The sequence below is a fragment of the Micromonospora sp. DT81.3 genome, assembly GCF_049847225.1.
Taxonomy (GTDB): Bacteria; Actinomycetota; Actinomycetes; order Actinomycetales; family Microbacteriaceae; genus Microbacterium.
In genome coordinates this window covers 39,821-63,726 of the sequence record NZ_JBNCNY010000006.1, presented here as the reverse complement: position 1 = coordinate 63,726, position 23,906 = coordinate 39,821, and the positions used below count along the sequence as shown (strand labels likewise).

Below are 23,906 nucleotides of genomic sequence, written 5' to 3'. Positions count from 1 at the left end.
TCCTATGTGGGGGCTCCGCCCCCACGCCCCCCGGCTTGCTGACGCGCGCCCCTGAGCGGGCTCCCCATCCCCGGCAGTCCGGGCCGCGAACGCCGGTCCCGATAGCATCGGGGAGTGCCGAAAACGACCTACCCCCGGGATCGCTTCGACGAGGTTTCCCGCCAGCGCGCCCGGGTAGGAGCGCACCGAGCCGAGAACCCGCGCATGCGCGCCTGGGTCGTCGTGCTGTGGGCCCTGCTCGCGACCATCGTGCTCGTGGCGATCGGCATCTTCGGCAGCCTCATCGCGACAGGACGCGTCACGCTCTTCCCGGCACCGTCCGCGACACCCGCCCCGGTGGCGACCATCGAGCCGGTCATCGACCTGACCTATGGCGTGGTGGTGCTCAACGCCACGCCCGAACCGGGTCTGGCCACGCGCACCAAGGACACGATCGTCGCGGCGGGCTGGCCGGCCGACTCGGTGCTGCCGGGCGACGCCGGAAGCACGGATTTTCCCGAGACGACGGTCTACTACTCGTTCCCGGAAGACGAAGCGGCCGCGCTGGGTCTCGCGGGCGTCATCGGGGGCGCGCAGGTGGCGCAGACCGACGCCTATCTGCAGGTGGATGATCCCGCCACCGAGGTCGACGAATCGGTGGTCAAGCAGCTCACCGTCGTCCTGGGGCTGGATCGCATCGCGTCGCCGAGCCCGTCGGCCACCGAATAGGGGTCCGAGCGAGGCGTGTTTCCGGGCCGTAAACACTTGGATGCACGTGTGTCAACAGTTGCCCACATGGCGGATCCCGCCGCCGCGCCCTGGATACGCTTTTTTCCAGACGCACAGCAACAGGAGATCCGACATGGCACAGGGCACCGTCAAATGGTTCAACGCGGAGAAGGGCTACGGCTTCATCACTCTCACTGAGGGTGGGCAGGACGTGTTCGTCCACTACTCCAACATCGACATGTCGGGATTCCGCGTGCTCGAAGAGGGCCAGAAGGTCGAGCTGACCGTCGGCACCGGTCAGAAGGGTCCCCAGGCTGAGGCGGTGCGCGTCCTCGCCTGAGCGCGCGGGCATCGACGCACTCCGGCGCGGACGAGGAGTCGACGCGCGGGCCGGAGACGCGCGACACGAAGCGGAACACGCCGCGGCGGCTTGCACTCCCTAGGGTCGAGTGCCAGAATGGCCGTTAGCACTCGTGTTGTTCGAGTGCTAATCCCATACGCTCAATCCCGGGAGGGACGCAACACATGGCAAAGATCATCGCTTTCGACGAAGAGGCCCGTCGTGGCCTCGAGCGCGGCCTCAACATTCTGGCCGACGCCGTCAAGGTGACGCTCGGCCCCCGCGGTCGCAACGTCGTGCTCGAGAAGAAGTGGGGCGCCCCCACGATCACGAACGACGGTGTGTCGATCGCGAAGGAGATCGAGCTCGACGACCCGTTCGAGAAGATCGGTGCTGAGCTCGTCAAGGAGGTCGCCAAGAAGACCGACGACGTCGCGGGCGACGGCACCACGACCGCCACGGTCCTGGCTCAGGCCCTCGTCCGCGAAGGCCTGCGCAACGTCGCGGCCGGCGCTGACCCCATCTCGCTGAAGCGCGGCATCGAGAAGGCCGTTGCGGCCATCACCGCCGAGCTTCTCTCCAGCGCCAAGGAGGTCGAGTCCAAGGAGCAGATCGCCGCCACGGCCAGCATCTCCGCGGCCGACACCGCCATCGGCGACCTGATCGCCGAGGCGATCGACAAGGTCGGCAAGGAAGGCGTCGTCACGGTCGAAGAGTCGAACACGTTCGGCACCGAGCTCGAGCTCACCGAGGGCATGCGTTTCGACAAGGGCTTCATCAACCCCTACTTCGTCACCGACCCCGAGCGCCAGGAAGCCGTCTTCGAGGACGCCTACATCCTGATCGCGAACTCCAAGATCTCGAACATCAAGGACCTGCTGCCGATCGTCGACAAGGTGATCCAGGAGGGCAAGGAGCTCGTCATCATCGCCGAGGACGTGGAGGGCGAGGCGCTTGCGACACTCGTACTCAACAAGATCCGCGGCATCTTCAAGTCGGCTGCCGTCAAGGCTCCCGGCTTCGGCGACCGCCGCAAGGCGCAGCTGCAGGACATCGCCATCCTCACGGGCGGCACCGTCATCAGCGAAGAGGTCGGCCTCAAGCTCGAGAACGCCACGACCGACCTGCTCGGCCGTGCGCGCAAGGTCATCATCACCAAGGATGAGACCACGATCATCGAGGGCGCCGGCGATGCCGCGCAGATCGAGGGTCGCGTGACCCAGATCCGTCGCGAGATCGACAACACCGACAGCGACTACGACCGCGAGAAGCTCCAGGAGCGTCTCGCCAAGCTCGCCGGTGGCGTCGCCGTCATCAAGGCGGGTGCCGCGACCGAGGTCGAGCTCAAGGAGCGCAAGCACCGCATCGAGGACGCCGTCCGCAACGCGAAGGCGGCCGTCGAGGAGGGCATCGTCCCCGGTGGTGGCGTCGCGCTCATCCAGGCCGGCAAGGTCGCGTTCGAGGGTCTCGAGCTCACGGGTGACGAGGCGACGGGTGCGAACATCGTGCGCGTGGCCATCGAGGCCCCGCTCAAGCAGATCGCCCTCAACGCGGGCATGGAGCCCGGTGTCGTCGCGAACCGCGTCGCCGACCTCCCGCGCGGTCACGGCCTCAACGCCGCGACCGGCGAGTACGGCGACCTCTTCGCCCAGGGCATCATCGACCCGGCCAAGGTGACGCGCTCCGCGCTGCAGAACGCCGCGTCGATCGCCGCGCTCTTCCTCACGACCGAGGCCGTCGTCGCCGACAAGCCCGAGAAGGTCTCGGCTCCGGCCGGCGACCCGACGGGTGGCATGGACTTCTAGGTCCGAACCGCTTCGCCGCCTCGTCGCGGCAGGTGAATCACAGAAAGGGCCCCTCCTCGGAGGGGCCCTTTCCGTCGTGTGCGGCAGGTGGAGGAAGGCGCCGCGCTACCGGAACAGGCTGACGGTCAGCTGCTCGGCATCCGCGTACTGCGCGCCCGCAGCCCCGAGCGCCGAGCTGATCGAGGCCAGGGTGTCATCGACGTTGCGCTGGGTGCCGCGCCACTGCTCGATGACCGATTGGAAGGCGACGGATGCCCCGCCCGTCCAGGACGCCTGCAGCTGCGTGAGCTGGCTGAGCATCGTGGATGTCTCGGCCTGCAACCGCTCGATCGTTCCTCTCATGGCGGCGGTACTGGTCAGGACGGCGTCGCTGTCGACGGAGAACACGGCCATGGGGGCTCCTCTGAGGTGGCGGGATGTGGGAGCCACGCTAGAACGCGAGCAGCCGCCCGATCGCCGAGGCGGCGGCGGCCGTGCGAACGGGTCGGCGGCATCCGCCTGGGGAGGAGCCGACGAGCCCGCTTCAGGAGGCGAGCATCAGGCGCCAGTGCTCCCGTCGCCCCCTCCGCGCCGCGGACGGGCGATCGGCTGGGTCTCGACGAGCAGGTCCTCACCGGCGTCCCGGGCCGTCGCGAGCGGGAACGACACCCGGAACGTCGCGCCGCCTCCCGGCGTCTCCTCCACGACGACCGAGCCGTGCAGCGCCTCTACGATCGACGCCACGATGGCGAGCCCGAGACCGCTGCCACCTGTTTCGCGGGTTCGCGAGGTGTCGGCACGCCAGAATCTCTGGAAGATCTGCTCCCGGATCTGCTCGGGGATGCCCTCGCCGTGATCGACGACGGCGATCGACGCCATTCCTGCCCGCGGATCGACACCGACCTCCAGCTCGATGGGGGAGTCCTCGGCGGTGAAGCGACGGGCGTTGCCGAGCAGGTTGGCCACGACCTGCCGGATGCGGTTCTCGTCTCCGAGCACTATCGGCGCGTTCACCAGGGGCCCCTCGACGACCGGGCCGGGCGTTTCGGATTCCGCGAGCGGGGTGAGCGGGGGCTGCCGCGCACCGGCATCCGCCGCCGTCGTCGCCTCCGAGGCGGGAACCGGTCGCGGCTTGCGGCGCAGCAGGCCACGGGTGGCGCCGGCGATCGCGACCGCTGAGGTCGTCGCGGCACCGGCACGCCGGCGGGGCTCGGGTTCGACGGGCGACTCCGCCGGAGCGTCCGCGGGGGCCGGCGGTTCGACCTCGGCGGGCGCCGTGGTGTCGATGACGGTGACCTCGCGGAGGGGGGAGGCCGCGCGGACATCCAGCGCGGCATCCCGTGCCACCGGGCGCAGGTCCACCTCCGTGATGTTCACCTCGCTGCGTTCGTCGAGGCGCGCGAGGGAGAGCAGGTCCTCGACGAGCACTCCCATCCGGATCGCCTCCTTCTCGATGCGCACCATCGCCTGGGCGGTGTCTTCGTCTCCTTCGATGGCTCCCATGCGATAGAGCTCGGCGTAGCCGCGGACCGTGACCAAGGGCGTTCGCAGCTCGTGGCTCGCGTCGCCGATGAAGCGCCGCATCTGCCGGACGGTCGCATCACGCTCGGCGATCGACGCATCGACGCGACCCAGCATGGTGTTGATGGCCATCTTCAGCCGGCCCACCTCGGTGCCGGGCTCGACATCCGTCATGCGCTGGCTGAGGTCGCCGGCGGCGATGGCCATCGCGGTCGTCTCCACCTGGCCGAGCCCGCGGAAAGTGAGGGTCACGAGCCATCGCGTCAGCAGGGCGCCGGCGATCACGGTGAGGAGGGCCAGGATGCTGAAGATGCCGAGATAGGTGGCGATGCTCTGGTCGATGGATGCGAGGGGAAGCGCCACGAGCTGGGTGTAGAGGTCGGTCGTCCCCGTGACGCCGATGATGGCCACGCTGGCGTGGAAGCCGGCTCCTTTTCCCGAGGAGTCGAGGGGGAACGGCTCCTGGCCCTGGATCTGCGCCCTCGACAGTTTGTAGGTCGCGGGATACGCCGGTTCGGGGCCGCCGCTTCCGCCTCCGCTGACGAGGAAGTCGCCTTCGGGGCCGTAGATCGCCACGAAGTACTGGGTGTCGGGCGCGTTCGGCTTCACCTCCAACTCGACATTGCCCTCGTCATCGGCGGAGGCCTCGAACAGGCGTGTCGCGACGTTGCTCGTGGCGAGCGACACGAGCGACTCGTCGAGGCTCGCGATGAGCGACGTCCGAAGGAACGGAACGGTGCCGATCCCCGCCGCCAGCAGCCCCGCGGCCAGCACGGCCACGGTGACCCCGGTGACCTTCGCGCGCAGGCTGATGCCACGCCACCATCGGGTGACCGCATCCTCCTTCTCCGCCAGGGCGGCCCCCTCGAGTTCGGTCGGCGTCAGGCGGTCTTGCCCGCCTTCAGCATGTAGCCGAAGCCGCGCTTGGTCTGGATGAGCGACTCCGACGAGTGCGGATCGATCTTACGTCGCAGGTATGAGATGTAGCTCTCGACGATGCCCGCATCGCCGTTGAAGTCGTACTCCCACACGTGATCGAGGATCTGGGCCTTCGAGAGCACGCGATTGGGGTTCAGCATGAGGTACCTCAGCAGCTTGAACTCCGTGGGGCTGAGATCGATGGAGGCATCGCCGACGAGCACGTCGTGGGTGTCCTGATCCATCGTGAGCTCGCCCGCGCGGATGACCGACTCCTCGTCGGCCTGCATGGTGCGGCGGAGTATCGCCTGAATGCGTGCGACGATCTCATCGAGCGAGAACGGCTTGGTGACGTAGTCGTCGCCGCCCGCGTTGAGACCCGTGATCTTGTCTTCCGTCTCGTCCTTGGCGGTGAGGAAGAGGATCGGAGCGGTGTACCCCGCGCCGCGGAGACGCTTGGTGACGCTGAATCCGTTCATGTCGGGGAGCATGACGTCCAGGACGATCAGATCCGGTTCCTCTTCGAGCACGGCGGAGATGGTCTGGGCGCCGTTGGAGACGGCCCTCACCTGAAAGCCCGCGAAGCGCAGGCTGGTGATGAGCAGGTCTCGGATGTTCGGCTCGTCGTCGACGACCAGGATGCGAGGTGCGGTCATGCCCTCATTATGGCCACCGAACCCATGCGGTGTGCGGATATCGGCCGGAACGGCACCGATCACTCCATTCCGGCCCGCCGCGACGACACCCCGATGTTGCCGCTGGGCCGCCTCCACGACGCGGAGACCCCGCAGTCCAACGGTGGCCGGGTGGCGTGACTGACGGCAACGGCTTCGTGTCCTTCCGCTGCCTCGCGCCCTGCCGACGCGCGCGCGAATCAGGTCGTCAGGCAGCCTCGGACGGCGATCTCGACCGTCGGGCGGATCAGTGTGTCGGGGGCGACCGTCAGCCGGTTGACGATGAGACCGGCGCAGAAGGCGAGCAGAGCGCGGGCTGCGACGTCCGGATTCTTGGCGCCGAGCGTCGACAGGCGCTCCCGCGTCCACTCCTCGAACATCGAGCGCTGTGCGCGCATCGATGGCTGTGCCCCGGGGGCCGCCGTTGTTTCGAGGAAGAGCGCATACCGAGCCCGCGTGCGCACTGCATTTCGGCTCGTTGCGTCCTCGAGCAGGCGTGTGAACACGTCGACGACCTCATCGACCGTGTGGGCTGGTTCCATTGCGGCGGTCAGCTCTGCGCGCTCATGCTCGGCGATCCACACCAGTACGCCGGCGACGAGCGCATCGCGGGTGCGGAACCAGTTCGAGGTGGATCCCTTGGGGAGCCCGGCCTCGATGTCAACGCGGGCGTGGGTGAGTGCACGCACGCCCTGCTCGCCGACAAGTCGGACGGCGGCTTCGAGAGCTCGTTCCCGCGTGATGGCCATGGAACGAACCTAGCATCAGATACTACGCTCATAGTGACAATTCACTACGAGCGTAGTACGCTGTTCGACATGGCGCGGGCGGTCGCACCAGAGCAGGAGGAGTGTCATGAGTGAGATCAAATCGACCGAGTCCGTCGGGCTGCGAGTGCAGCGGGAACTGCACGCCACTCCGGAGGAGGTGTTCGACGCGTATACGGATCCCGCCAAGCAGCGCAGCTGGTTGTCGGCGCTCGGTCCTGATGGTGGTGCGGTGGAGACCTCCGTCGACCTGCGCGTCGGCGGAGCCTGGGAGGCGCGGTTCCGTCCGAACCCGGAGACCGAGGTCCACGATGTGCAGACGTACGCCGAGATCGATCGACCGCGTCGCCTGGTCACTGACCTCGTCGCCGAGTCCACGATCGGCGGACAGCGGATGCCCGTGCTCGAGACACGGATCGTCATGACGTTCGAGCCGACAGGCGGGGGCACACTCGTCACGGTCGAGCAGACCGGGTTCCCTGCGACCGAGATGCGCGACTTCTTCGCGAACGTCGCCTGGCCCGGCGGGCTGGCCCGCCTCGACACCTTCCTCGCGGGAGAGCCGCAACGCACGGACTGAGCGCGCGAACGAAGCCACTTCGGCTTCGGGGAGGAGGATCCTCCGTCGCACTCAGCGACCGCACTACGAAAGTAGTGCGGAATCACTATGAGTGTAGTAACATCGCGCACGTGGGGTACTTCGTGCTGGTGGCGTGGGCTATTCAGGCCGCGGTGGGGCTGTGGATGCTCGTCGGATGGGCGCGCCACAGTCAGGCCCATGCCGGCTCGATCATCACGCACGTGGCGCTGATGATCGTCGCGCTTGCCCTGTGGATCGCCTTCATCATCACCGACGCGGTCGCCTTCGCGTGGGCGAATGTCCTCATCTATTGCGTCGGGATCCCATTCGGGGACAGCATCATGCGCCGCCGCGGACGCCGACTCAGGGGCGGGGAGAAGCGCGCGGTCGGGGTCGAGTACTGGCAATTCATCGTCGACGTCTTCCGCGGTGGGGTTCCCGCGAGCGTCCGCTTCCACGGGGTATTCAGTGGCGTGGTCTTCTTCTCCAGCGTGGGCGTGGCCATCGGCGCCACGATCGCGGGGTGAGGCCGCAGAACCGCCATCGCTGCCGGCGCGAGCGCGACGGGCCTGCCAGCTGATCAGCGCTGTGCGCGCTGCCGGCTCCGTCCCACGGGTCAGGCGGCGTTCGCCGAAATCCCGTCCGCGTCGAGGATCGTGTAGCTGTAGCCCTGCTCGGCGAGGAAGCGCTGCCGGTTCTGGGCGAAGTCCTGGTCGACCGTGTCGCGCGCGATGAGCGTGTAGAAGCTCGCCGTCCGGCCCGATTCCTTGGGCCGCAGCAGGCGGCCGAGGCGCTGTGCCTCCTCCTGGCGGGAGCCGAACGAACCGGAGACCTGGATGGCGACGGATGCCTCCGGCAGGTCGATCGAGAAGTTGGCGACTTTCGACACCACGAGCAGCGAGATCTCCCCCACCCGGAACTGCTGGTAGAGCGTCTCGCGCTCATCGACAGGGGTCGAGCCCGTGATCTTGGGGGCGTTCAGGGCCTCTGCGAGGATGTCGATCTGGTCGAGGTACTGACCGATGACGAGGATCCGCTCGCCTTCGTGCCGTTCGACCAGGCGCCTCACGACGCCGATCTTGGCGTGCGCGGTGGCGGCAAGCCGGTAGCGCTCGTCGTCGGCGGCGGCCGCATACTCGAGGCGGTCACCGGCCGGCAGGTCGATGCGGACCTCGTAGCAGACCGCGGGGGAGATGAAGCCCTGCGCCTCGATCTCCTTCCACGGCGCATCGAAGCGCTTAGGGCCGATGAGGCTGAACACGTCGCCCTCGCGACCGTCCTCGCGCACGAGGGTCGCCGTGAGGCCCAGGCGCCGACGCGCCTGCAGGTCGGCGGTGAGTTTGAACACCGGAGCCGGCAGCAGGTGCACCTCGTCGTAGACGATGAGCCCCCAGTCCAGCGCATCCAGCAGGGCCAGGTGGGCGTACTCGCCCTTCCGCTTGGCGGTGAGGATCTGATACGTCGCGATGGTGACGGGGCGCACCTCTTTGGCCTGCCCCGAGTACTCGCCGATCTCCTCGGGGGTGAGCGTGGTGCGCTTGAGCAGCTCGTCGCGCCACTGGCGCGCGCTGACGGTGTTCGTCACGAGGATGAGGGTGGTGGTGCCGGTCGCCGCCATCGCCCCCGCGCCGACGAGCGTCTTGCCCGCGCCGCAGGGGAGCACGACGACGCCTGAGCCGCCCTCGGTGAAGCTTTCCACCGCCTTGTTCTGGTACGGGCGCAAGGACCACCCGTCGCTGTTCAGCTCGATCTCGTGCGGCGTTCCCGGAGTGTAGCCGGCGTGGTCTTCGGCCGGCCAGCCGATCTTCAGCAGCTCCTGCTTGATGTGCCCCCGCGCCCAGGCGTCGACGACGTAGGAATTCGGAGTCGGATGCCCGATGAGCAGCGGCTGGATGCGCTTGTTGCGCGACACCTCGGCGAGCACGGCGGGGTCGGTGCTGCGCAGCACCAGCAGTCCTTCGTCGTCGCGCTCGATCACCAGGCGGCCGTAGCGCCCGACGGTCTCGCGGATGTCGATGGACACCGATGGCGGCACGGGGAATTTCGACCACCGTTCGAGGGTCTCCAGCATGTCCTCGGCCTGATGCCCGGCGGCGCGGGCGTTCCAGAGCCCCAGCCGCGTGACGCGGTAGGTGTGGATGTGCTCGGGTGCGCGCTCGAGCTCGGCGAAGATGGCGAGCTCGTGGCGAGCGGTCTCGGCGTCGCGATGCGCCACCTCGAGCAGCACGGTGCGATCGCTCTGCACGATGAGTGGGCCGTCAGACATAACGGTCAATTCTACGCGGGTTCGCGGAGCGGACGGACTCAGGCCACCGTCCGCACGCTGACGATGCTCGAGACGGGAAGGGTTCGCTCGACGTCGGCGCCTTTGTCGCGGCCCCGCAGGCGACCTCCGCCGAGGCCCGTCGCCTCGAGCGTGAACTCCCGGTTCGAGCCGTCGGGAAGCGCGACGACCACCGCGACGATCGACTTGGTGCGAACGGCCGCATCCAGTTCCCGGCCGAGCCAGGCGGAATCGGCATCCGTGCCTTGCCCGGCCCGGAGTGTCGCGACCAGGGTGACGTGCGGGTCGTGCTCACGCGCGCCGTCGGTCTCGGACGGAGCGAGGCGGTAGCGGTGCAGTGCCTCGGGCCGGTCGCCGTGGTCGACCGCGACCACCGGATAGCGGGCATCGGCGAGCGACCAGTAGACGGCATCGCGGGGAGCGCGCGAGAGCAGACCGCCGCTCTCACGCAAGAGGCCGAGCGGGCGAAGCGCCTGATCGACGGCCAGCATCTCGAGAACCCCGGTGTCATCGCTCGTGATGCGGGTGCGCCCGGAAACCGCGTCCGTGCCGACCCGGACGAGCCCGTGCCGCTCACCCGTGCGCTCGATCAGGTACTCCAGCGGCTGCGGAAGACCGGTCAGCGAAAGCTCGGTGAGGAAGGCTCGCATCGACTCGGAGGACTCGCCCTCCGTGAGTGCGCCGGCGATGGAGTCGGCGGTGAACCGGTAGGTGGATGCCTGGGCGTGCGACTCGCGGACGGCCATGGTGCGAAGCCGTACGTCGAGGGCGGGTGCGAGAGGACCGGGAGCGATCGCGGTGAGATCGTTCTGCAGGTACACGCGTTCCACTTCGCTGGGAAGCAGGGCCTGCAGCGACGCAGGGTCGGGCTCCTCGCCGGTCCGCACCGGAACGGCCCACGGCGGCTCGCTGCCGTCGTCCGCGAGCAGCCCGATCAGTCGTGCAGACATCCGCAGTCGCTCGGCCCGCTCGGGCCATCCGTCATCCAGCGGGTAGGCGTCGGTCCACTCGGCCGGGTCGATCCATCCGCCGTCGGCCGTGCGGAGGCCATCGGGCAGCGCGTCGCGCAATCCGCCCGCCACCTCGACCCAGCGTGCGGCCGTCGGCTCGCGCAGCCACCGGGCCCCGGCCTCGGTGACGAGCCACGATCGTGCCGACACCCGCAGCAGTCCCGCCGTCTGGGCGAGCAGCACGAGCCCGTCGACCTCGGCGGGGTCCGACACGATCGCCAGCTCGACGAGGCGCCGGCGGTCGACAGCGCCGACCAGCCCCGTGCCGATGCGGGCGAGCGGCGCGTGCAGGCAGGCGATGAGCGTCTCCGCCAGCGCCGCGATCGTCGTGAAGGCGCGCTCCGCGGCGCGCGCAGTGCCCTCGGGGGAGGCGGGAGCGGGCACGGATGCCGCCGGCGCGGTGATGTGCCTGCCGCGCATCGCCGCGCCGACGACCGCGTAGGGGTGACCGGCTTCGTCGACGAGGGCGAGTGAGGCGAGCCGCGCGGCCGCCTCGCCGGGAACGGGTTCGCCCGTCTCGGACGCCGTGGCGAGTTCGGCAGCGAGGTCGCGCGGCACGCCGGCGAGGGCGACGGCGACGGATGAGGCATCCAGCAGCCCCTCGGCGGCATCGAAGAAGTCGCGCCAGTGCGGGTTGTCGTGAACGCCGCGGGCCGCGAAAAGACGGGCGAGGTCGTCGTCGTCCCGCGCGGCCAGACGGGCTGCGAGCGTGCGCGCGTCTGTGGTCATGGGAGGGGAGTCACGCGTTCTTCGCGGCTCGCGCCCTCCGAACGAAGCTCATGATCAGCAGCACGATGATCAGCACGAACGCGATCGGCAGCCCGAACAGGGGGATGGCGGCGATCATCGGCCAGATCCCCTGGCCGAAGTCGCGCTGTTCCATGCCCGTGGCGGTGCCGATGATGATCGCGAAGAAGCAGATGATCGACAGCAGTGCGATGCCGAGCGACATGAACGCCAGGATGCGGTCGATGCGACGAACGGGAACGTCGTCGGACGCGGGGGTGCTCATCCTCATCATCGTAGTCGCACGGGCGGGGACGGACGAGGTGGGGCGGTCTCCGCCCTCTTGCCGACCCCGCCTTCTCCGACTCGGTGCCGTAGGCTTGATATGCGGGTCCATCGGCGCCGCGAGTACGTCCATCCGCGAGTCGCGCGGGGAGAAACACAGCGAGGTTTGTCATGCCCACCGGCAAGGTCAGGTTCTACGACGAGGAGAAGGGTTTCGGCTTCATCGCCTCCGATGACGGCCAGGACGTCTTCCTGCACGCCACCGCGCTGCCCGCCGGGACCACCGCGCCCAAGGCCGGCACCCGACTGGAGTTCGGCGTCGCCGACGGCAAGCGCGGCCTGCAGGCGCTGTCGGTCCGGGTGCTCGAGGCTCCGCCGAGCCTGGCGAAGGCCAAGCGCAAGCCGGCGGATGACATGGCGATCATCGTCGAGGATCTCGTGAAGCTGCTCGACGGCATCGGCGGGGACCTCCGCAGGGGCCGCTACCCGAGCGGTGCGCACGCGAGCAAGGTCGCAGCGGTGCTGCGCAAGGTCGCGGATGACTTCGACGCCTGATCCTCGTCTTCTCGAAGCACACGACCTCGCGCGCGCGGCGCTGAAGGAGATCACGCCCGAGGCCACGATCGGTGACCCGGCCGGGCACCTCGTCGAAGACGACGGTGTTCTCTCGCTGCTCTTCGAAAACAGACTGCACGGCTATCCCGGGTGGTACTGGACGGTCACCATCGCCCGGGTCGGCGACGAGGAGCCGACCGTGCTGGAGGCCGAACTGCTTCCACGGGAAGGGGCGCTGCTGGCTCCGGAGTGGGTGCCGTGGGCCGAGCGCCTTGCCGACTACCACGCTCTGCAGGCAGCCGCGGGGGTGCTCGCCGAAGCCGAAGACGAGGTGGACGACGAGTTCGCCGACGTGGACGACCTCGACGCCGCCGACTTCGACGCCGACGGCTCGCCGATCCTGCACGCCGGCGATGTGGACGGGGTCGACATCGACGTGCTCGATGAGAGCGACGAAGAGGACGAGCTCGGCGACGCGGACCTGGTCGAGGACGAGTTCGACGAGTCGGATGACGATGACGACGACGACGCGGATGACGACGCCGCAGATGACGACGACGACCCGGATGCCGTCGACGCGGATGCCGACGGCGACGACGACGACGCGGACCTCGGCGACGCGGACGACGGCGAAGAGGGCCTCAGGGACTATTAGGCCCGCTCAGTCCTTCGGGCGGGGGAACGGCGGCGCCACCGAGCGAGTGGTCAGCCGATCGACCAGCTGGTCCATGATCTTCTCGATGATGCGCGGCATGTCGACGTCGTCGGGATCGAGCAGCCACTGCACCTGCAGCCCGTCCATCATGGCGATGAGGGCGGATGCGTCATCCCGCACCTCTGGGTCGTCGGCGTCGCGACCGCTGACTTCGGCGAGCACCCCGGCGATCTTGCTGCGCAGGATCGAGAAGCGCTCCCGGAAGTACTGCTGCGCGGGATGGCCCTCGGTGACCGATTCCGCGGAGAGCACCGTGTAGGTCTGCACCACCCCCGGGCGTGTGGTGTTCTCGACCACGGTGTCCAGGAGATGCCCCAGGAACGCGGGGCCCTCCGTCTGGGCACGCCCCGGCACCCCGGCGGCCTCCTCGCCGTCCCGGTACTGCAGCATCGCGACGAGCAGGGCCTCCTTCGACCCGAAGTGGTGCAGCACGCCGGCGTGCGTCATCCCCGCCTGCTCGGCGACCTCGACCAGTGCGCCCTTGTTGTATCCGCGCTGGCCGAACACGGTCATCGCCGCCCGCAGCACCGCCTCACGGCGCTCGGTGGTCTTCGCCTGGGGCTTGGCCACTCTGTCGGCGGCGGCCGTCGCGGCCCCGCGCTCAGCGGTGCTCTTCGCTGCCATCGCCCATCCCTCTCGCGTGCTCGTCGACGGGGTACGCCCTCGTTATCCAACCGTTATGGATACCAAGTTACTTACATGTCAGTAAGTGTGCAACCATACCCTCATGACTCATCGGTGAGTCGAATTGGAGTATAGGCGTGACGGCAACGACGGCCCCGGACGTGCATCCCCTCGGTACGGAGGCGGGGCCTCCCGCGGGCGCTGAGGCTCTGCCCCTGGCGGACATCGACGAGGCGATGACGCGGGCGCGGCAGCTGCCCCTCGAGACCAGGGTGGCACTGCTCACCGGAGCGACGACCTGGACGCTCGGCGAGATCGCCGAGATCGGGCTGCGTCCCATCACGCTCTCGGACGGGCCCGTCGGCGTGCGGGGGACCGGCGAGGACGGCCTGCCCTCCGCCCAGCTGCCGGCGCCGTCGGCCACAGCCGCTACCTGGGACGAAACGCTGCAGCGCAGCATCGCGCGGCTCATCGCCGGCGAAGCCCGGCGCAAGGGCGTCGACGTCGTGCTCGCACCCGTGGTGAACCTGCAGCGCAGCCCGGTCGGCGGGCGGCACTTCGAGTGCCTCTCCGAAGACCCCCTGCTCACGGCGCGTCTCGGCGCCGCCTTCGTCGCGAGCCTGCAGGAGCGGGGGATCGCGGCCTCCGTGAAGCACTTCGTGGCGAATGAGACCGAGACCGACCGCACGCAGTACCGGTCGCGCATCGACGATCGCACGTTCCGCGAGGTGTACCTCGCGCCGTTCGAGGCGATCATCGACGCGGGTGCCTGGACCGTGATGGCGGCCTACAACGGCGTCTCGTACGGAGGGGTGGATGCCACCGCCACGGGGCACGGTCCCCTCCTCAACGATCTGCTGAAGGGCGAGTGGGGCTTCGACGGCGTCGTCGTGAGCGACTGGCTCGCCACGCGCGACACCGTGGGCTCGGCCCTAGGCGGGCTCGATCTCGTGATGCCCGGCCCCGGCGGCCCGTGGGGCGCGCACCTGGTGCAGGCCGTGGGCGACGGACTCGTGCCCGAGGCCGTTCTCGATGACAAGGTCGCCCGCATCCTGCTGCTCGCCGCCCGCGTCGGGGCTCTCAGCGGGCATCCGGGCCAGGTGGGCGCGTACGACGCGTCGGAGGCCGGACCCGAGCCGGACGACGCCGAGGTCGTCGCGTTCCTGACGGAGGCGGCGGCGCGCAGCACGGTCGTCCTCCGGAACGACGGAGGCATCCTGCCCCTGGACCCCTCCGGCATCCGCCGGATCGCCCTTCTCGGCCACAACGCCGTTCAGCCGTTCACCCAGGGTGGCGGGAGCGCTTTCGTCAGCGCTCCGCACATCGGAGACCCGCTCGAGGCGCTGCGCGCGGCGTTCCCGGGGGCATCCGTCGAGCTCGCCCGCGGCGGCGTCACCACGGTCGGCGCTCCGAGCATCCCGCTCGAGGGTGTGCGCACTCCGGATGGCACCGCCGGAATCCTCGTGGAGGAACTGGATGCCGGCGGTGCCGTTCGCTCCGCGCACGTGCTCGCCGATCCAGCGCTCATCTGGTTCCCGATCGAGGACGATGCCGTCGTCCGTGTCCGCCTGACGGCCGACGTGCTGCTCGAGGCATCCGGCGAGCACGCCCTGGAGGTGGCGCCGGTCGGGGCGCACGACGTGCGGGTCGACGGGGCGTCCATCGGCTCGTCGGACGTGCGTGTCGGAGCGGAGGTGGTGCTCGACTCGAGCTACGCCAACCCCGAAACGCGCACCGCGCATCTCGCGATCGATGACCCGCGAGCCGTGCGCGTCGAGGTCGACGCGCAGGTCGTCGACGCCGATGCATATGGCCGCTTCGTGCGGGTGCACCTGCGTCACCGCACGCCCGGTCCGAGCATCGATGAGGAACTGGATGCCGCGGTCGCGGCAGCTGCGGCCGCCGACGTGGCCGTCGTGGTCGTGGGAACGAACCCCGAGACCGAGTCCGAGGGCTGGGACCGCCCCGACCTCGCCCTGCCCGGTCGGCAGAACGAGCTCGTTCGCCGGGTGGCGGCGGCCAACCCGCGCACTGTCGTCGTGGTCAACGCGGGAGCGCCCGTGCTGCTGCCGTGGCTCGACGACGTCGCCGCCGTGCTCTGGTGGTGGCTCCCCGGGCAGGAGGCCGGGGCATCCCTCGCCGCCGTGCTGACGGGAGCCATCGAACCGTCCGGACGGCTCCCGTGGACCCTTCCCGCCGATGAAGCCGACGTGCCCGTCCCGCACGGCCGCCCGCACGCGGGCTACATCGATTACACCGAGGGCGTGGATGTCGGGCACCGCGGGTGGGACCGTCTCGAGCGCACGCCTGCCCGCGAGTTCGGCTTCGGGCTGGGCTTCGGATCCTGGCGATACGAGCGACTCGAGCTGACCTCCGGCACCGCGCCGGACACCACTCCGGGCACAACGTCCGACACCCACGCGTTCCTCACCGCGCGCGTCACGATCCGGAACACCGGCGACCGCGACGCACGCGAGGTGGTGCAGGTGTACCTCGAGGCACCAGGGGGCGACCCGGAGCGCCCGGTGCGCTGGCTGGCGGGTTTCGCAGTGGCGGATGTCGCCGCCGGCGGCAGCGCGAGCGTCGACGTGCCCATCGCCCGTCGGTCGTTCGAGACGTGGTCGGTCGACCGCAGCGCATGGATCCTGCCGAGCGGCGCCTACCGTGTGCGCACCGGTCGATCCAGCCGGGACCTCCGCCTTGCGGCGCCGCACACGATCGCGGACTGAGCAGCAGTACACCGACCGACAGATTCAGGACCCACAGATGCAAGGAGGCATTGAGATGTCAGGCACCGCAAGAGCGCGCATCCAGACAGCAGACGCTCGCACGTCCACAACCGAGGCAAGGAGGCACTCGTGAACAAGCGCAGGATCCTGTCCATCGCAGCCGGAATGGCGGCGGTGGCGCTCGTCGCCACCGGCTGCGCAGGAAGCAGCGGAGACACCGACAGCAGCGGAGCGGTGCTGACCGTCGGCATGCCCAACGGCCCGCAGCAGCCCAACCAGAACCCGCTCGCCACGGGTTCGGCATCCCTCTCGCTCGGCTACGCGTTCGCCGTCTACGAGTCGCTGATGCAGGTCAACGACGTCAAGCCGACCGACCCGCCCACCCCGTGGCTCGCGGAGTCGGTGGAGTGGAACGAGGACTCCACGCAGGCGGTCATCACGGCGCGCGAGGGCGTGAAGTGGTCGGACGGCGAGGACTTCACCGCCGAGGACATCGCGTTCTCCATTCAGCTGCGCAAGGACAACCCGGAGCTGAACGCCGACTTCCCCGACCAGTACGGCGACATCTCGGTCGACGGCAACACGGTCACCGTCGGCTTCACGTCCGGCCAGTTCGTCAACCAGGCGAAGCTCTACCGGCTGCTGATCGTGCCCGAGCACCTCTGGGCCGATCAGGACCCGGTGAAGTGGACCAATGACGAGATGGTCGGCACCGGCCCGTTCACGCTCAAGTCCTTCACGCCGCAGTCGGTCACGCTGGTGCCGAACGACGACTACTGGGGCGCGAAGCCGCAGGTGGCGCAGCTGCGCTACGACGCGTTCAACGACAACAACGGACTCACCACCGCCCTCACCACGGGCGAGGCGCAGTGGGGCTGGACGTTCATCCCCGACTACGAGCAGACCTACATCGCGAAGGACCCGGAGAACAACCACCAGGTCGCCGGCGGCGGGTTCGGCGTGGACGTGCTCTACCTGAACAACGAGACCAAGCCCTTCAACGACGTGGCGTTCCGCCAGGCGCTCAACATGGTCGTCGACCGCGGTGACATCTCGGCGACCGCCGGCTACGGCGTCTGGCCCGAGATCACGAGCGTGACCGGGCTGCCGCAGCCCTCCGGCGACGCCTTCATCTCCGAGGCCTACCAGGGCCAGGAGCTCGACGTCGACGTCGAGGGCGCACGGTCGCTCCTCGAGGGTGCCGGGTACACCTGGTCGGGCGAGGCGCTCATCGACCCCGACGGCGAGCCGGTCAGCTTCGTGCTCACCAACCCGAGCGGCTGGACCGACTACCTCGACGCGCTCGGCATCATCGCCGAGGGTGCCGCGGCGCTCGGCGCAGAGGCGACCGTCGAGCCCATCGTCGCCGACACCTGGTTCAACGACACCATCCCGTTCGGCAACTTCCAGGCCTCGCTGCACTGGACGGACGGCGGAAGCACGCCGTGGAACATGTACTCCAACATCATGGACGGCGCCTCGTACGTGCCGCTTGGTGAGACGGCGACGTGGAACTACGGCCGCTACAAGAACGACGAGGTGACGGACGCGCTGGCGCGGTTCAAGGCCGGCACGTCCGACGAGGACCGCCAGGCGGCGCTCGATGTGGTGCAGCAGCGCTTCGTCGAGGACGTACCCGGTCTGATCATCTGGTCGCGCCCGGCGGTGGCGCAGTACTCGACGGCGAACTACACCGGCTTTCCGACGGACGAGGACCCGTACGCCAACCCGCAGCCCACCGGGCCGCAGGCGGCGCTCATCCTGTCCAAGCTGACGCCCACGAAGTGACGGAACGGATGCGGCGGGCGCCTGCGAGGCCGCCCGCCGCATCCCGTTCCCTCCCGATACCCTCAGGTGGATCATGACCGTCGACGCCGACACCCCCGTTCTGCAGGCCGTCGCCCTGCGAAAGTACTTCCGCCTCCGCGGCCGCGGCGCCGGCTCGGTGCACGCCGTCGACGACGTGGACATCTCGCTGTTCAGCGGTCGCGTAGTCGCCCTGGTGGGCGAGTCGGGGTCCGGCAAGTCAACGATCGCGCGACTGCTCGCCCAGCTGATGCCGGTCACCTCCGGCCGGCTCCTGCTGCACGGCGAGGACGCGACCGCCCGCGGCGGACGCGCCTTCCGTCGCTACGCGCGGCGGGTGCAGATGATCTTCCAGGACCCGTTCGGGTCGCTGAACCCCGTGCACACCGTGCGCTACATCCTCACCCGCAGCCTGCGCATCCATCGCGGCCGGCTCACGGGAGACGAGCTCGAGGCCGCGCTCCGGGAACTGCTCGGTCGCGTGCAGCTGACGCCCGCCGAGCGCTACATCGACAAGTTCCCGCACGAGCTGTCCGGTGGTCAGCGCCAGCGCGTCGCCATCGCGCGTGCGCTCGCGGCCAACCCCGAGGTGCTGCTCGCCGACGAGCCGATCTCGATGCTCGACGTGTCGATCCGCCTCGGCATCCTGAATCTGCTGCGCGACCTGCGCGACCGGCTGGGCATCGCCATCCTCTACATCACGCACGACATCGCGTCTGCGCGTTATTTCGCCGACCGCACGATGGTGATGTACGCCGGCCGGGTCGTGGAGACGGGTGATTCGGAGTCCCTCACGCAGGACCCGAAGCATCCGTACACCCAGCTTCTGATCGCATCGGCGCCCGACCCCGACGACCTGACGGCCCGCGCCCGCGGCGCGCGCGGCGAGGCGCCGAGCCTCGTCACGCCCCCGACCGGATGCCGGTTCCACCCTCGCTGCCCGTTCGCGACCGAGCTGTGCAAGGCCGAGGTGCCCCCGCTCCTCCACGTCGGCGACGGTCGTGAGGCCGCGTGCTGGGGATACTCCGACCGCGAGAACCGCCCCCTCGTGGGTTCCGTGCTCGAGGCGTACGGCGAGCGCCCGAGCATCGATGTGCCGCCCCTGAATGCGGAGGAGGCCCGATGAGATTCTTCCTCCGCCGCGTCGGCTTCTACCTGATCACCCTGTGGGCCGCCGTGACGATCAACTTCGTCATCCCGCGCATCATGCCCGGCGACCCGGTGAGCGCCCTCATCGCCAAGAACCAGGGACGGATCTCCACCGACGCCGCCGCATCGCTTCGGACGCTCTTCGGCCTCGATCAGGAGTCGACGCTGTGGGACCAGTACGTCGACTACTGGCGCCTGCTGCTCTCCGGCGACCTCGGCACGTCGTTCACCTACTTTCCGACGCCCGTGTCCGAGGTGATCGCCCAGGCGCTGCCGTGGACGGTCGGGCTGGTCGGCATCGCGACCCTGCTGAGCTTCACGATCGGCACGCTCGTCGGCGCGGGCATCGGCTGGCGGCGGGGCACGTGGGCGGACTCGCTGCTGCCCATCTCGACCTTCTTCTCGGCCGTGCCGTACTTCTGGCTGGCGCTCATCGCGATCTCGATCTTCTCGGTCACGCTCGGCTGGTTTCCCGCAAGCGGCAGCTACGACCGCAACCTGGTGCCCGAGCTCTCGTGGGAATTCATCGGCTCCGTCATCTACTACGGCACGCTTCCGGCCATCACGATCGTCATCGCGTCGGTCGCGGGCTGGATGCTCGGCATGCGCAACATGATGGTGACCGTCTCGTCCGAGGACTACGTCACCGTCGCCCACGCGAAGGGGCTGTCCGAGCGGAAGGTGCTCTGGGGATACGCCGCGCGGAACTCGATCCTGCCGCAGATCTCGAGCTTCGCCCTCTCGCTCGGCTTCATCGTCGGGGGCACGCTCGTGATGGAGATCGTCTTCTCCTACCAGGGCATCGGCTACTTCCTCTTCACCGCCGTCGCGGCCAAGGACTACCCCCTGATGCAGGGCATCTTCCTGGTCATCACCATCGCCGTGCTGGTGGCGAACATCGCCGCCGATTTCGCGTACGGCGTCCTCGATCCCCGCACCCGACAGGAGGGCTGAGATGGCCATCGACACCTCGCTGGTCAGCGAATCCGCCGAGGTCGGCCCCGACGCCACGGCGCCGTCGGCCGGCGGCAAGCGGCGATTCCTGTTCCTGCGCAACCGCAAGGCCCTGACCGGGCTCGCGATCCTCGGGTTCTTCACCCTGATCGCGATCATCGGACCGTGGATCGCCCCGTACGATCCGAGTGCCCGCAGCGACGACATCCTGCAGCCGCCGTCGTGGGAGCACCTGGTCGGTACGACGCATCTCGGGCAGGACATCTTCTCGCAGCTGCTCGTCGGCACGCGGGGAGTCATGGTCGTCGGGTTCGTCGCCGGGTTTGTCGCGACGGCCATCGGTGTGGTGGTCGGCGTCACCGCGGGGTACATCGGGGGAGTGGGGGATGAGAGCCTCTCGGTCCTCGCCAACGTGTTCCTCGTCATCCCGCAGCTGCCGCTGATCATCATCATCGCCGGCCAGCTGCCCTCCGCCGGCGGGATCACCGTCGCCCTTGTCATCGCGATCACCGGCTGGGCGTGGGGTGCCCGCGTGCTGCGTGCGCAGACGCTGTCGCTCCGGCGGCGGGACTTCGTCGAAGCGGCCCGCGCGAACGGTGAACGCACCTGGCGCATCATCACGGCCGAGATCTTGCCGAACCTCACGGCCATCATCGCGGCCGGGTTCGTGGGCACCGTGTCCTTCGCCATCCTCTCCCTGATCACGCTGTCGTTCATCGGCATCGGGACGACCGGCGACTGGAACTGGGGCACGATCCTCTACTGGGCGCAGGCCCAGCTGGCGCTGCAACGGGGGGCCTGGTGGTGGTTCGTGCCGGCCGGCCTCTGCATCGCCCTCGTCGGCATGGCGCTCGCCCTGGTCAACTTCGGCATCGACGAGTTCGTCAACCCGCGTCTGCGGTCGACGGACCTCAATGCCCGCTCGCTCCGCAAGCGCGGCATCCGCCCCCGCATCGGGTTCACGCCCGTCGTGCGCGAAGCACCGGAGGATCGGGCATGATCGGCACCACCGCACCCCTGCGCACCGTCACGGATCCGGTCCTCGAGATCGAGAACCTGTCGGTCGACTACGGCTTCGATGACGATCCGACCCACGTGCTGCGGCAGGTATCGCTGACGCTCGGCCGCGGGGAGGTGCTCGGTCTCGCCGGGGAATCGGGATGCGGAAAGTCCACGCTGGCGTATGCCGCGACCCGCCTGCTGCCCCCGCCAGGGCTCATCACGGGCGGCGCCGTGCACTTCACGGGCCGCGACGGCTTGCGCCGCGACATCCTGGCGCTTTCGGATGACGAGCTGCGCCAGACGCGCTGGCAGGACCTGGCGATCGTCTTCCAGGGTGCGATGAACTCGCTCAACCCGGTCTACCGCGTCGGGCGGCAGCTCGTGGACGGGATCCTCGCGCATCGCCCGGGGATGTCGAAGGCCGATGCCCAGGGCAGGGCCGCGGAGCTCTTCGAGATGGTGGGCATCGCGCCCGACCGCCTGCGGTCATACCCCCACCAGCTCTCGGGCGGGATGCGCCAGCGCGTGATGATCGCGATGGCGCTGGCGCTCGAGCCGCAGGTGCTCATCATGGACGAGCCGACCACCGCGCTGGACGTTGTGATGCAGCGGCAGATCGTCGAGCAGATCGCCGAGCTGCGCGACCGGCTCGGCTTCTCGGTGATCTTCATCACGCACGACGTGTCGCTGCTCATCGAGATCGCCGACCGCATCGCGATCATGTACGCGGGCGAGATCGTCGAGGATGCCGCTTCGCTCGATGTGTACCGGCACCCCCGTCATCCGTACTCGGACGCCCTGCTGCACTCCTTCCCGCCGCTGCGAGGAGAGCGCCGCGAGCTGACCGGAATCCCCGGCAGCCCGCCGGACTTGTCGCGCCTCGGCGGTGGCTGTCCCTATCGGGACCGGTGCGGGTTCGCCTGGGAGCCGTGCGGCTCCGTGACGCCGGAGCTGGTGGGGCCGCTCGTGGAGGGAGACGATCCGAGGCGCTCGGTGGCGTGCCTGCGGCACGACCCGGAACGCGTCGTCGCGGCGGGTTTCGCGCCGCGGCCGGTTCCGGAGGAGCTGGCGCGGTAGGGCTCGTTTCGTTGCTGCGTTCTGGCGCAGCCGATAAGTCCCGGTCGTTGAGCGATCGCAGCGAGACGAAACGCCCCTACTCCTGCGCGTTGGCGATGACCCAGTCGATCGAGCGAATCAGCTGCCGCACGTCCTCAGGCTCGATCGAGACGAACGTCGCGACCCTCAGCTGGTTGCGTCCGAGCTTGCGGTACGGCTCCGTGTCGACGATGCCGTTCGCGCGCAGCGTCTTCGCGATGGCCGCGGCGTCGATGCTGTCGTCGAAGTCGATGGTCGCCACCACGGGTGAGCGGTGCGACGGATCGGTCACGAAGGGCGTCGCGAACGTCGATGCCTCGGCCCATTCGTAGAGCGCACCGGATGACTCGGCGGTGCGCGCGCCGGCCCACGACAGGCCGCCGTTGCCCTGGATCCAGTCGAGTTGGTTCTCCAGCAGCACCAGCGTCGAGATCGCGGGAGTGTTCAGCGTCTGCTCGAGGCGGGAGTTGTCGACGGCGTTCTTCAGGCTCAGGAACTCGGGAATGTACCGGCCGGAGGCCGCGATGCGCTCGATGCGCTCGATGGCGGCGGGGGAGACGGCGGCGAACCAGAGGCCACCGTCGGAGCCGAGATTCTTCTGAGGGGCGAAGTAGTAGACATCCGCCTCGGTGATGTCGAAGTCGATGCCTCCGGCGGCGCTGGTCGCATCGACCACCGTGAGAGCGCCGGCGTCGCCGTTCACCCGTTCCACCGGAGCGGAGACGCCCGTGGACGTCTCGTTGTGCGGCCAGGCGTAGACGTCGATGCCCTCGACCGCTTCGGCGGCGGTGCGCGTGCCGGCCGCCGCGTTGCGGACGTCGGGGGCGTCGAGCCACGGCGCCCCGGCTGCGGCCGCGAACTTGCCGCCGAACTCCCCGAACACGAGGTTCTGGCTGCGCTTCTCGATGAGCCCGAAGGCGGCGGCGTCCCAGAAGGCGGTGGAGCCGCCGTTGCCCAGGATGATCTCGTAGCCGTCGGGGAGGCGGAACAGCTCTCCGAGCCCCCTGCGCGTGCGTGCCACCAGGTCCTTGACGGGTGCCTGGCGGTGGGAGGTGCCCAGGATGCCGGCCCCCGGGCCGACGAGCGCCTCGAGTTGGCCGGGGCGGATCTTGGACGGCCCGCATCCGAAGCGGCCATCGACGGGCAGGAGGTCGCGCGGAATCACGGCGTGCGGCATCTCTCGATTCTAGGGTTCGCCGCTTCGCGGGCATCGCCTGGAAGCCGTGGCCCGTCTCCCTGCGTCACATCGCATCCCTCGGCGCTGCGCTCGCCGGGCCGGCATCCGGTTCGCGCTGCACTTCTCGCACCGCGCTCCGCCGATTCGCGCCGCGCACGCCAATCAACGCAGCGCCACCGGGGGAGTGAGGGCTGCACGCGGGCCGGGCTCAATGCGGGAGCGCGGGTGCGCCGAGCCGCCGCCGCGAATTGCGCTCGGCACAATGGCGGGGATCGTGGTCAACACGCCGGGAGCGGATGCCGCGCGTCGGCGTGGCCCGCAGAATCCCCGCCGTTGTGCACGTGATGGGTAGCGGCGGAAGGCGTGAGCGCATCCGGCCGTCCGGGGAGGAGTCCGCTCCTCCCCGGGCACAGGGGTCAAGGTTCCCGGCGAGGTAGCCCCGGCAGCCACAGCGACGGGATCCCGTCCGTGCTGCACTTCCCGCACCGCGCTACGCCTATTCG

At 69.3% G+C, this 23,906-nt stretch carries 23 protein-coding genes; 14 read left to right on the top strand and 9 right to left on the bottom strand.

Going from position 1 to position 23,906, the window contains the following annotated elements:
- The first annotated feature begins 114 nt into the window (after positions 1-114).
- The 3 genes from ACPW96_RS14390 (at position 115) to groL (ending at position 2,853) form a co-directional block, all read left to right on the top strand.
- Positions 115-708: a LytR C-terminal domain-containing protein gene (locus ACPW96_RS14390; RefSeq protein ID WP_425883912.1), complete on the top strand. Its 594-nt coding sequence runs from the start codon at positions 115-117 to the stop codon at positions 706-708.
- A gap of 133 nt (positions 709-841) precedes the next feature.
- Entirely contained in the window at positions 842-1,048 is a 207-nt protein-coding gene (locus ACPW96_RS14385) for a cold-shock protein (RefSeq protein WP_425820876.1), read from the top strand.
- Between the two features lie 185 nt (positions 1,049-1,233).
- Positions 1,234-2,853 carry a chaperonin GroEL gene (groL, locus tag ACPW96_RS14380; RefSeq protein ID WP_425820877.1) on the top strand — a complete coding sequence of 540 codons (1,620 nt, stop codon included), beginning with the start codon at positions 1,234-1,236 and terminating at the stop codon, positions 2,851-2,853.
- A 105-nt stretch (positions 2,854-2,958) separates the two neighbouring features.
- Here groL and ACPW96_RS14375 read toward each other — a convergent pair whose 3' ends face one another.
- The 3 genes from ACPW96_RS14375 to ACPW96_RS14365 form a co-directional block, all read right to left on the bottom strand.
- The gene (locus tag ACPW96_RS14375) at positions 2,959-3,246 is read right to left on the bottom strand and encodes a WXG100 family type VII secretion target (RefSeq protein ID WP_425820878.1); all 288 of its coding nucleotides are present in this window, start codon (positions 3,244-3,246) and stop codon (positions 2,959-2,961) included.
- A 144-nt stretch (positions 3,247-3,390) separates the two neighbouring features.
- Positions 3,391-5,133: a sensor histidine kinase gene (locus tag ACPW96_RS14370; protein WP_425883911.1), complete on the bottom strand. Its 1,743-nt coding sequence runs from the start codon at positions 5,131-5,133 to the stop codon at positions 3,391-3,393.
- 101 nt (positions 5,134-5,234) lie between these two features.
- Complete coding sequence (locus tag ACPW96_RS14365) at positions 5,235-5,927, bottom strand: response regulator transcription factor (protein ID WP_325483469.1); 693 nt, start codon at positions 5,925-5,927, stop codon at positions 5,235-5,237.
- A 9-nt stretch (positions 5,928-5,936) separates the two neighbouring features.
- Here ACPW96_RS14365 and ACPW96_RS14360 point away from each other — a divergent pair, with 9 nt between their 5' ends.
- Positions 5,937-6,086, top strand: coding sequence for a hypothetical protein (locus ACPW96_RS14360; RefSeq protein ID WP_425883909.1), 150 nt, complete (start codon positions 5,937-5,939; stop codon positions 6,084-6,086).
- Between the two features lie 59 nt (positions 6,087-6,145).
- Here the strand turns inward: ACPW96_RS14360 and ACPW96_RS14355 are convergent, their stop codons facing one another.
- A complete protein-coding gene (locus ACPW96_RS14355) occupies positions 6,146-6,694 on the bottom strand; it encodes a TetR/AcrR family transcriptional regulator (protein WP_425820881.1) in 549 nt (182 codons plus the stop codon).
- 106 nt (positions 6,695-6,800) lie between these two features.
- On the opposite strand from ACPW96_RS14355, the gene ACPW96_RS14350 reads away from it, so the two are divergent.
- Both ACPW96_RS14350 and ACPW96_RS14345 read left to right on the top strand, forming a co-directional pair.
- A complete protein-coding gene (locus ACPW96_RS14350; RefSeq protein WP_425820882.1) occupies positions 6,801-7,292 on the top strand; it encodes an SRPBCC family protein in 492 nt (163 codons plus the stop codon).
- Positions 7,293-7,402: 110 nt separating this feature from the next.
- Entirely contained in the window at positions 7,403-7,819 is a 417-nt protein-coding gene (locus tag ACPW96_RS14345; RefSeq protein WP_425883908.1) for a hypothetical protein, read from the top strand.
- An 89-nt stretch (positions 7,820-7,908) separates the two neighbouring features.
- Here ACPW96_RS14345 and ACPW96_RS14340 read toward each other — a convergent pair whose 3' ends face one another.
- The 3 genes from ACPW96_RS14340 to ACPW96_RS14330 are packed head-to-tail and all read right to left on the bottom strand — an operon-like array spanning position 7,909 to position 11,598.
- A complete protein-coding gene (locus tag ACPW96_RS14340; protein ID WP_425883906.1) occupies positions 7,909-9,558 on the bottom strand; it encodes a DNA repair helicase XPB in 1,650 nt (549 codons plus the stop codon).
- Between the two features lie 38 nt (positions 9,559-9,596).
- The gene (locus ACPW96_RS14335; RefSeq protein WP_425883904.1) at positions 9,597-11,315 is read right to left on the bottom strand and encodes a helicase-associated domain-containing protein; all 1,719 of its coding nucleotides are present in this window, start codon (positions 11,313-11,315) and stop codon (positions 9,597-9,599) included.
- Between the two features lie 10 nt (positions 11,316-11,325).
- A complete protein-coding gene (locus ACPW96_RS14330) occupies positions 11,326-11,598 on the bottom strand; it encodes a multidrug ABC transporter ATPase (protein ID WP_425820886.1) in 273 nt (90 codons plus the stop codon).
- A 170-nt stretch (positions 11,599-11,768) separates the two neighbouring features.
- Between ACPW96_RS14330 and ACPW96_RS14325 the strand changes: the two genes are divergently transcribed.
- On the top strand, positions 11,769-12,152 hold the full coding sequence (locus ACPW96_RS14325) for a cold-shock protein (RefSeq protein ID WP_425820887.1): 384 nt from the start codon (positions 11,769-11,771) through the stop codon (positions 12,150-12,152).
- On the top strand, positions 12,136-12,807 hold the full coding sequence (locus tag ACPW96_RS14320; RefSeq protein WP_425883902.1) for a DUF3027 domain-containing protein: 672 nt from the start codon (positions 12,136-12,138) through the stop codon (positions 12,805-12,807). Before ACPW96_RS14325 ends, ACPW96_RS14320 begins: the two co-directional genes overlap by 17 nt.
- A gap of 6 nt (positions 12,808-12,813) precedes the next feature.
- Here the strand turns inward: ACPW96_RS14320 and ACPW96_RS14315 are convergent, their stop codons facing one another.
- Positions 12,814-13,491 carry a TetR/AcrR family transcriptional regulator gene (locus tag ACPW96_RS14315; RefSeq protein ID WP_425820889.1) on the bottom strand — a complete coding sequence of 226 codons (678 nt, stop codon included), beginning with the start codon at positions 13,489-13,491 and terminating at the stop codon, positions 12,814-12,816.
- A 137-nt stretch (positions 13,492-13,628) separates the two neighbouring features.
- Here ACPW96_RS14315 and ACPW96_RS14310 point away from each other — a divergent pair, with 137 nt between their 5' ends.
- The 6 genes from ACPW96_RS14310 to ACPW96_RS14285 all read left to right on the top strand — a co-directional run bounded on the left by ACPW96_RS14310 (position 13,629) and on the right by ACPW96_RS14285 (position 22,208).
- Positions 13,629-16,220 carry a beta-glucosidase gene (locus tag ACPW96_RS14310; protein ID WP_425883900.1) on the top strand — a complete coding sequence of 864 codons (2,592 nt, stop codon included), beginning with the start codon at positions 13,629-13,631 and terminating at the stop codon, positions 16,218-16,220.
- Between the two features lie 129 nt (positions 16,221-16,349).
- The gene (locus ACPW96_RS14305) at positions 16,350-18,008 is read left to right on the top strand and encodes an ABC transporter substrate-binding protein (protein WP_425883898.1); all 1,659 of its coding nucleotides are present in this window, start codon (positions 16,350-16,352) and stop codon (positions 18,006-18,008) included.
- A 73-nt stretch (positions 18,009-18,081) separates the two neighbouring features.
- Positions 18,082-19,152, top strand: coding sequence for an ABC transporter ATP-binding protein (locus ACPW96_RS14300; protein ID WP_425883896.1), 1,071 nt, complete (start codon positions 18,082-18,084; stop codon positions 19,150-19,152).
- Positions 19,149-20,129, top strand: coding sequence for an ABC transporter permease (locus tag ACPW96_RS14295; RefSeq protein ID WP_425883894.1), 981 nt, complete (start codon positions 19,149-19,151; stop codon positions 20,127-20,129). The genes ACPW96_RS14300 and ACPW96_RS14295 overlap by 4 nt, the downstream gene beginning before the upstream one ends.
- 1 nt (position 20,130) lies before the next feature.
- Positions 20,131-21,129: an ABC transporter permease gene (locus ACPW96_RS14290; RefSeq protein WP_425883892.1), complete on the top strand. Its 999-nt coding sequence runs from the start codon at positions 20,131-20,133 to the stop codon at positions 21,127-21,129.
- The gene (locus ACPW96_RS14285; RefSeq protein ID WP_425883890.1) at positions 21,126-22,208 is read left to right on the top strand and encodes an ABC transporter ATP-binding protein; all 1,083 of its coding nucleotides are present in this window, start codon (positions 21,126-21,128) and stop codon (positions 22,206-22,208) included. Before ACPW96_RS14290 ends, ACPW96_RS14285 begins: the two co-directional genes overlap by 4 nt.
- 76 nt (positions 22,209-22,284) lie before the next feature.
- Here the strand turns inward: ACPW96_RS14285 and serC are convergent, their stop codons facing one another.
- Positions 22,285-23,403, bottom strand: coding sequence for a phosphoserine transaminase (gene serC / locus ACPW96_RS14280; protein WP_425820896.1), 1,119 nt, complete (start codon positions 23,401-23,403; stop codon positions 22,285-22,287).
- Between the last annotated feature and the right edge of the window lie 503 nt (positions 23,404-23,906).

What these genes read in the sequence shown, in the direction of transcription:
- ACPW96_RS14385 (WP_425820876.1), top strand. Translation starts at nt 842, where the DNA reads ATGGCACAGGGCACCGTCAAATGGTTCAACGCGGAGAAGGGCTACGGC.
- groL (WP_425820877.1), top strand. Translation starts at nt 1,234, where the DNA reads ATGGCAAAGATCATCGCTTTCGACGAAGAGGCCCGTCGTGGCCTCGAG.
- ACPW96_RS14375 (WP_425820878.1), bottom strand. Translation starts at nt 3,246, where the DNA reads ATGGCCGTGTTCTCCGTCGACAGCGACGCCGTCCTGACCAGTACCGCC.
- ACPW96_RS14365 (WP_325483469.1), bottom strand. Translation starts at nt 5,927, where the DNA reads ATGACCGCACCTCGCATCCTGGTCGTCGACGACGAGCCGAACATCCGA.
- ACPW96_RS14360 (WP_425883909.1), top strand. Translation starts at nt 5,937, where the DNA reads ATGGCCACCGAACCCATGCGGTGTGCGGATATCGGCCGGAACGGCACC.
- ACPW96_RS14355 (WP_425820881.1), bottom strand. Translation starts at nt 6,694, where the DNA reads ATGGCCATCACGCGGGAACGAGCTCTCGAAGCCGCCGTCCGACTTGTC.
- ACPW96_RS14350 (WP_425820882.1), top strand. Translation starts at nt 6,801, where the DNA reads ATGAGTGAGATCAAATCGACCGAGTCCGTCGGGCTGCGAGTGCAGCGG.
- ACPW96_RS14340 (WP_425883906.1), bottom strand. Translation starts at nt 9,558, where the DNA reads ATGTCTGACGGCCCACTCATCGTGCAGAGCGATCGCACCGTGCTGCTC.
- ACPW96_RS14335 (WP_425883904.1), bottom strand. Translation starts at nt 11,315, where the DNA reads ATGACCACAGACGCGCGCACGCTCGCAGCCCGTCTGGCCGCGCGGGAC.
- ACPW96_RS14330 (WP_425820886.1), bottom strand. Translation starts at nt 11,598, where the DNA reads ATGAGCACCCCCGCGTCCGACGACGTTCCCGTTCGTCGCATCGACCGC.
- ACPW96_RS14325 (WP_425820887.1), top strand. Translation starts at nt 11,769, where the DNA reads ATGCCCACCGGCAAGGTCAGGTTCTACGACGAGGAGAAGGGTTTCGGC.
- ACPW96_RS14320 (WP_425883902.1), top strand. Translation starts at nt 12,136, where the DNA reads ATGACTTCGACGCCTGATCCTCGTCTTCTCGAAGCACACGACCTCGCG.
- ACPW96_RS14315 (WP_425820889.1), bottom strand. Translation starts at nt 13,491, where the DNA reads ATGGCAGCGAAGAGCACCGCTGAGCGCGGGGCCGCGACGGCCGCCGCC.
- ACPW96_RS14300 (WP_425883896.1), top strand. Translation starts at nt 18,082, where the DNA reads ATGACCGTCGACGCCGACACCCCCGTTCTGCAGGCCGTCGCCCTGCGA.
- ACPW96_RS14295 (WP_425883894.1), top strand. Translation starts at nt 19,149, where the DNA reads ATGAGATTCTTCCTCCGCCGCGTCGGCTTCTACCTGATCACCCTGTGG.
- ACPW96_RS14290 (WP_425883892.1), top strand. Translation starts at nt 20,131, where the DNA reads ATGGCCATCGACACCTCGCTGGTCAGCGAATCCGCCGAGGTCGGCCCC.
- ACPW96_RS14285 (WP_425883890.1), top strand. Translation starts at nt 21,126, where the DNA reads ATGATCGGCACCACCGCACCCCTGCGCACCGTCACGGATCCGGTCCTC.
- serC (WP_425820896.1), bottom strand. Translation starts at nt 23,403, where the DNA reads ATGCCGCACGCCGTGATTCCGCGCGACCTCCTGCCCGTCGATGGCCGC.